General features: G+C 62.6%; 8 protein-coding genes and 1 pseudogene. 4 read left to right on the plus strand and 5 right to left on the minus strand.

The window, feature by feature from the left end; all coding sequences use genetic code 11:
• Positions 1-1,112 (plus strand): adenylate cyclase (locus EN750_RS13155; RefSeq protein ID WP_127396668.1); only part of this gene is annotated, 1,112 nt, incomplete at its 5' end.
• A gap of 50 nt (positions 1,113-1,162) precedes the next feature.
• On the opposite strand, the gene EN750_RS13160 is transcribed toward EN750_RS13155, so the two are convergent.
• Complete coding sequence (locus EN750_RS13160) at positions 1,163-1,837, minus strand: CGNR zinc finger domain-containing protein (protein ID WP_245482692.1); 675 nt, start codon at positions 1,835-1,837, stop codon at positions 1,163-1,165.
• Positions 1,838-1,876: 39 nt separating this feature from the next.
• Here EN750_RS13160 and EN750_RS13165 point away from each other — a divergent pair, with 39 nt between their 5' ends.
• Positions 1,877-2,785, plus strand: coding sequence for an alpha/beta hydrolase (locus tag EN750_RS13165; protein ID WP_127396669.1), 909 nt, complete (start codon positions 1,877-1,879; stop codon positions 2,783-2,785).
• A 10-nt stretch (positions 2,786-2,795) separates the two neighbouring features.
• Here EN750_RS13165 and EN750_RS13170 read toward each other — a convergent pair whose 3' ends face one another.
• Positions 2,796-3,722, minus strand: coding sequence for a DMT family transporter (locus tag EN750_RS13170; RefSeq protein WP_127396670.1), 927 nt, complete (start codon positions 3,720-3,722; stop codon positions 2,796-2,798).
• Between the two features lie 372 nt (positions 3,723-4,094).
• Here EN750_RS13170 and EN750_RS13180 point away from each other — a divergent pair, with 372 nt between their 5' ends.
• Positions 4,095-4,817 (plus strand): MBL fold metallo-hydrolase, encoded by a 723-nt coding sequence (locus EN750_RS13180; RefSeq protein WP_245482693.1) that lies wholly within the window; start codon positions 4,095-4,097, stop codon positions 4,815-4,817.
• A gap of 60 nt (positions 4,818-4,877) precedes the next feature.
• Here EN750_RS13180 and EN750_RS13185 read toward each other — a convergent pair whose 3' ends face one another.
• Positions 4,878-5,483, minus strand: a complete 606-nt coding sequence (locus tag EN750_RS13185; RefSeq protein ID WP_023809763.1) for an NADPH-dependent FMN reductase — start codon at positions 5,481-5,483, stop codon at positions 4,878-4,880.
• Positions 5,484-5,572: 89 nt separating this feature from the next.
• On the opposite strand from EN750_RS13185, the gene EN750_RS13190 reads away from it, so the two are divergent.
• A complete protein-coding gene (locus EN750_RS13190; RefSeq protein ID WP_164748987.1) occupies positions 5,573-5,941 on the plus strand; it encodes a helix-turn-helix domain-containing protein in 369 nt (122 codons plus the stop codon).
• A 150-nt stretch (positions 5,942-6,091) separates the two neighbouring features.
• Here EN750_RS13190 and EN750_RS13195 read toward each other — a convergent pair whose 3' ends face one another.
• Together EN750_RS13195 and EN750_RS40670 are read right to left on the minus strand one after the other, a co-directional pair.
• Positions 6,092-6,295 carry a hypothetical protein gene (locus tag EN750_RS13195; protein ID WP_127396673.1) on the minus strand — a complete coding sequence of 68 codons (204 nt, stop codon included), beginning with the start codon at positions 6,293-6,295 and terminating at the stop codon, positions 6,092-6,094.
• Positions 6,296-6,391: 96 nt separating this feature from the next.
• Positions 6,392-6,559: pseudogene (locus EN750_RS40670) on the minus strand (acyl-CoA thioesterase); the annotation flags it as partial.

Genomic DNA, 6,559 nt, shown 5'->3' on the forward strand with positions numbered 1-6,559 from the left:
ATCCCGAGCAGGATTCCTTCGTGGACGGGTTGACCGAAGACCTCATCACCGACCTGTCCAGGATCTCCGGCCTGTTCGTCATCGCCCGCAACTCGACCTTTGCCTATAAGGGAAAAGCGATGGACGTGCGCGAGATCGCCGGGGATCTTGGCGTGCGCTACCTGCTGGAAGGCAGCGCACGACGCGCCGCGGGGCGCGTGCGCATCAACGCACAGCTGGTCGACGCGGTGAGCGGCGATCATCTGTGGGCGGAACGCTTCGATCGCGGCCTGGAGGATATCTTTGCCGTTCAGGACGAGGTGACGGCCAAGATCGTGGAAGCGCTGCTTGGCCGGCTGCGCGCGCCGCCGCCGCGCAATCGGCCGCGAAATCTGGAGGCCTATGACCTCTGCGTGCGGGCGCGCAAGCTGATCGACGACTCGCCGCAGATGGCGCAGGAAGCGCATCTGATGCTGACGCGCGCGGTGTCGCTCGATCCTGATTACGCCGAGCCCTATCGCTGGCTTGCCATGAACCACTGGATGGGACAGGTGCATTGGGGCGGACCAACCGAGGCTGCCCGCAGCGTTGCCCTGGAGCTGGCGCGCAAGGCCGTGGCGATCGATCCCAACGATGCCGGCTGTCGCTGGATCCTGGCTTATCTGCTTGCCTATGAGCGCAGTTTCACTGAAGCGGATGCGGAATTCGCCAAGGCGATCGAGCTCGACCCGAACGAGGCCGACACCTGGGCGGCATTGTCCGACATCGCCGTCCTGTCCGGCCGGGTCGAAGAGGGCCTCGAGCACATCAGCAAGGCGTTCCGGCTGAACCCGTTTCCAGCGAGCTGGTACTATCTGACGCTCGGCCAGGCGCAATATGCGGCGCGCGACTACCAAGCCGCTATCGAGACGTTGCGCCGTGACGAGACCTATCGCACAAGCTCACGCCGTTTCCTGGCCGCAAGCCTGGCCCAACTCGGCCGGCTCGACGAGGCGCGCGCGGAGGCCGAGCTGTTTCTCGTCGGCAACCCGCATTTCACAACCCATCACTGGGCGACGACCGAGCCATTCCGCGACGCCGCTACGCTCGAGCATTTCGTCGATGGTTTTCGCAAGGCCGGTCTTCCGGAGTGACGCGCCGGTATTCGGCCTGCCCGCAGCAAAACGACGTGGCTAACCCGGGTCTAGGCATGGGCATGATCTCGGTGGCGCGAGACCTTCTCGCGGTTGCCGCAGGTGCGCATGCTGCACCAGCGCCGCTTGCCGCCTCGCGACGTATCGAGGAAAAGCCAGCCACAGCGAGGGCAGGAATGCAGCCTGTCGCGCGGCAGGGTGAAGAACGCTTCAATGGACAGCATGGCCAGCAAGGCGGTGACGGCGTCCGGGTCCCGCCACCGGGCAAGGGCAAGCTTCGGCCTGGTGCCATCCAGTTCGATAGAGCCGGCGGCAAGCGAGCTTGCCGTGCGCGAGAACAACAAACCGAGCGGTTCGACCGCAGACGGTTTGCCCGCGGCGATTGGCTCGAAAACCTGAAATGACGCCTCCCGCATTTCGCGGACACCTTCCACGAACCGCCCGTCCGCTATCTCGGCAACGGCCTGCGCCTGTCGATCGTCGGCAAGCCCTGAGGCGCTGAACCAGTTCGCAACATCCCGGACGGATTTGAAGAGTTCATTGTCTGCTGCCGGCACCCGCCGGTCGAACACGGCGTTCGACAGGTCCAAGGCGGGATGCCCGCCTATGAAGTGATCCGGCACCCATTCGGTGTATGCATCGCCCATGGAACATAACCTCATCAACCGCATTATACGGTTACATGATGTAACCACTATCACAGGGATATGTGGTGTCAAACCCATAGCGCCGCCAGGTCGGCGCGGACCACTGGGAGAGAGAGGATGTGCAGCAATCGTTACAAGACCTACCACGAAACCATCAATGTCGACGGCCTCGACATCTTCTACCGTCATGCCGGCGACCCCGGCAGACCGGCAATCCTGCTGCTGCACGGATATCCGACTTCGTCGCACGTCTATCGCAATGTCATCGAACCGCTGGCGGAAACAGCCTATGTGGTGGCGCCGGACCTGCCCGGTTTCGGCTTTTCGTCCGCCCCTTCCATCGATGCCTATGACTACACGTTCGAGAACCTGGCCAACACGATCGAAGCCTTCGTCGAGGCCCTCGGCATGCAGCGATTCTTCCTCTACATCACCGACTTCGGCACGCCTGTCGGCTACCATCTCGCCACACGGCAGCCGGATCGCATCCTCGGCCTGATCGCGCAGGACAGCAATGCTCATGACGAGGGGCTGGGACCGGAATGGGACGCGCCGAAGGCATTCTTCGCCGAACCGACTGAAGAAAACCGCGCCAAACTGCCGGACTGGATGAATTTCGAGGGGACCCGAAATCAATATATCGGCGGTCTCCCCGAGCGTCTGAAGGTGTTGTTTCCGCCCGAGGGTTGGTATCTCGATACGGAGCGCCTGGCGAGGCCCGGCAACACCGACATTCAGTTCGAACTCTTCACCGATTATGGCTCGCACATCGCGCGCTTCCCGGCCATCCAAGCCTATCTCCGCGACCAACAGCCAGCATGCCTCGTGCTGTGGGGACGGCACGACGCCTTCTTCGCGCTGGACGAGATCATGGCCTACAGCCGCGACCTCGACGCAGTCGAAATCCATGTCTTTGAGAGCGGACACATGCTTCTCGAAACGCATCATCGCCAATGCGCGGCTCTCATCGCTCACTTCATGCACGAGGTGGAGACTGGGGTCTTTCGCGATCCTGCAGGACGCTGAACGTCGGCGCTCAAACCGCCATTTCGATGGGCTCGGCAAGCCGGGGATTGGCCCGCGCGGCGATCAGGCAGCCGGCGACGATCAGGCATGCTCCGGTCAAGGTGGTCCAGGTCGCCTCCTCGCCGAAGAAGAACCAGCCGAGCGCGACCGCCCAGATGAAGGCCGAGTATTCCGTCGGGATCAGATATTGCGCTTCGGCGCGGGCGTAGGACCAACTCATCAGGAACTGCCCGGCAAGCGACAGCACCGTCACCCCGGCCAAAGGAAGCCAAAGATTACTCGGCAGGGCGACGGCGAGCCAGGGTGCCGCGAGGCCGAGCAGGATGGCAACGCAAAGGTTCTGGAACAGCATGATCTCGATCGGCTTGGCCAACTGCGCCTGTTGCCGGGCGAGGATGAGATTGTAGCCGTAGAACACCGTCGATACGAGCACCGCCGCCGTGCCGAGCATGGCATCTTGCGAATAGTCTGACTGCCCGAACTGGCCGGCCATGATGATGGCGACGCCGGCAATGCCGGCCAGCGATGCCCAGACAGCCTGGCGCCGAATCCGTTCGCCCAGCAGTAGCGCGGCGAGAAACAGGGCAAACAAGGGCGCCACGAAACTGAGCCCGATCGCCTCCGCGAGCGGCAGCCTGGCCAAGCCCCAGAAGAAGGATATCAGGACGACGCCGACAACCGCGGCACGCAGCGCATGCAGCCTCAGCACCGGAACGGTTGGCTTTAAGCGCGGTCCCGCCAGCCAGGCCGCGCCCGCGACCACGGTCGCGACCATGCTGCGCCACAGCAAGGTGTTGTAGACGCCGACCGCGATGACCAGGATCTTCATCGCTGCATCCATCCCGGACAGCAGGAAGATCGCCATCGCGCATACGAGCACCGGGATCATCGGGGAAACGGCGCCGGTCAGGCTGGATGTCTTCACGGCTTCACTCATGTGACGGATTGCAGCCGGATATATCAGGGCAAAGGGCGCGACCAGATGGCAGTCCCGTCGATGTAGCAGTCCAACCCCGATTGGCGTCGTGTTCGCGGCTTTCGCGACATCCGGATATCAGCACCATACCGACGAGTTGGACGAGGCAGACCGCCTCGCCGACTGCATCATCCGGTCACGGCAGGCGACGCACGCACACATGGCATAGATCGAATTGACGGGGCGGGTTGCCGACGCGGCTGGCCCGTCGCATGTTGTCGATTGTTTACAGACGGATCGGAAAAAATGCGCCGCATAGCTTCAGGCGACCTTTATCAGACCTACGATCTTGGTGACTTGCGCATCACCTCCTTGCGCGATGGCTATGTCGACATGCCGATCGGACGGCTTCGGCAACGCGGCGACAAGCCATTTGGCGATGAATTGCCGCAACAAGTCGCGTTGGTTGCTGGTCAACTCAGGCTTTCCGTCAATGCCTTCGCGATTGACGATGGAAACGGGATCATCCTGATCGACACCGGCGCCTCGAACGCCTGGCATCCCACCATGGGCCGACTTCCCGAGGCGCTGGACGAAGCCGGCATCGATGCCGGACGAGTCCGTACCGTCTGCTTCACCCACACGCATCTCGACCACATCCATGGTCTTGTGCTTGCCGACGGCCGCGACGCTTTCCCGCGCCTGGCGCGCTTGCTCGTTCCCGGGGAAGAACTCGGCTTTTTTCGCGCCGAAGCGCGGCTCGAACGATTTCACGGCATGGCAGAAGCCTTCGAAGCCGGAGACCGTATCGGGACACATGTCGACATTGTCGACGCTCATGGCCATGAAGCGGGACATAGCTGCTTTTGCGTTTCGAGCGGCGGCGAACGCGTTCTGATTTGGGGTGACACCGTTCACGTCCCATCGCTTCAGTTCGATCGACCTGAGGTGACGTGGGAATTCGACGCCGATCAGGACGAGGCGCGCGAAAGCCGGTTGCGGTTGCTGGCGCTTGCAGCCGACGAACATTGTTTCGTTGCCGGCGCGCATCTGGATTCGCCCGGCATCGGCCGCGTCGTCCGATCCGGTGCCAGCTTTCAATTCGAGCCGCTATAATTGAAAAAGGGCGACGCAAGCGCCGCCCCGGATCCTTGCGAGGATAACTCGAATTGGCGGTCAGGCCGCCTTGACTTCCTCGGCAACGGCGTCGGCCTGACGCGCTGCCTTGAGCACCTTGGCCCACCACGCAACATCGTTGACCAGCGCGGTGGCGGCCTGGTTCAGATGCTCGAGGTCTTCCAGCTTCTTCTCGCCCTGGCGGACGGCGAGGAAATCGCCCCAGGCGATATGGACGGCCGACTTGACCGGCGCCATCTGCAATTCGACGGCATACAGTCTAAGCTGTTCGACGGCACGCGAGCCGCCGACGCTGCCATAACCGACGAAGCCGGCCGGCTTCTTGTTCCATTCATTGGCGGCGTAGTCGATGGCGTTCTTCAGCACGGCCGTCGGGCCATGATTGTATTCGGCGGCGGTGAAGATGAAGCCGTCGAATTCGGCGACCTTCTTCTGCCAGCGCTGTGCCACTTCGTTCTGCGACGGCGCCCAGGCGGAGGATGCGACCTCGTCGAAGAACGGCAGCGGGAAGTCGCGCAGGTCGACGATCTCGACATCGATGTCGGCATGCGACTTGGCGATTTTGGCGATCCACTGGGTTGGCACATCGGCGAAACGAGCGGCGCGCGTCGATCCGACGACGATGGCAATTTTGGGTTTGGACATAAGGGCTCTCCTTGCACGAAGTACTGGTATCATTTGGATACCTGCGCTATATGAGATACTGCAAACGCGATGCACAAGAAGGCACTTTTTTGTTACCGAGGCACCCACACCGCTCCGAAGACTGCCGCGCCATCTCGGAAATCCTGCAGCGCGTCGGCGACAAATGGACCGTTCTGGTCGTCGGCAAGCTGGGCGACGGACCGCTGCGTTTCAACGAATTGCGCGCAGCCGTCGGCGGCATCTCGCAGAAGATGCTGACCACCACCTTGCGCGGGCTGGAGCGTGACGGCTTCGTCACCCGCACCGTGTTTCCAACCATTCCGCCGCGCGTCGATTATGAGCTGACCGAGCTCGGCCACGAGCTGCTGATCCCCGTCAGCGCACTGAGCGAATGGGCGCGTGCGAACACCATGCGCGTCAAGGCGGCGCGCGAAAAATTCGACGACGCCCGCGTCTGAAACCCTTGCGCCGCAAGGGATTCAGACCCGCACGCAACATCCGGCTTGCCTGATCGGAAATTCTATCTCGGCTGCGCGGATCGTTGCTCGAATGCACGCGCCATTTTGGCTGGTGGATCGCCGCTCATGCCGTCCGCTGACGGCTGCCGCTCAGGCTCCTGATGTGCGGACATCGCATCGCGCGGCGCCACAGCTATCACACCGTGCGCCCTGCTCGCCGGGAGCCTGTTCCCAATGCGTGCAGGCACTGCGCGAGATATCTTCCTTCACCTCCGCGTAAGCGGTCACGCCGAGCAGGCATGTCGTCGCGACCAGGGCTGCCACGAGCCAACCGTTCAGCAGATGTTGACGCATTGTCTCTCCTCCGATTGCAGCAGGATCGGGCACCGAGGCAACAGGTCCGCCACATGGCTCCAGTTACAAACGGCCAGTGGGAGAAGACGGCTTGCGTCAGCCTTCGGCGGGAACCGCTTTCGGCTTGCCCTCGCCATCCAGCGCCACCATGACGAAATCGGCATGGGTGACCTTCTCCATCAGGTCGGAGAGGTAGCGCTGCGCCCAGGCCTCGACCTTGAGCGTCATCGAAGTGCGGCCGACGCGCTCGACATGGGTGTAGAT

This window comes from Mesorhizobium sp. M7A.F.Ca.ET.027.03.2.1 (genome assembly GCF_003999175.1).
In the GTDB taxonomy this organism is placed as follows: Bacteria; Pseudomonadota; Alphaproteobacteria; order Rhizobiales; family Rhizobiaceae; genus Mesorhizobium.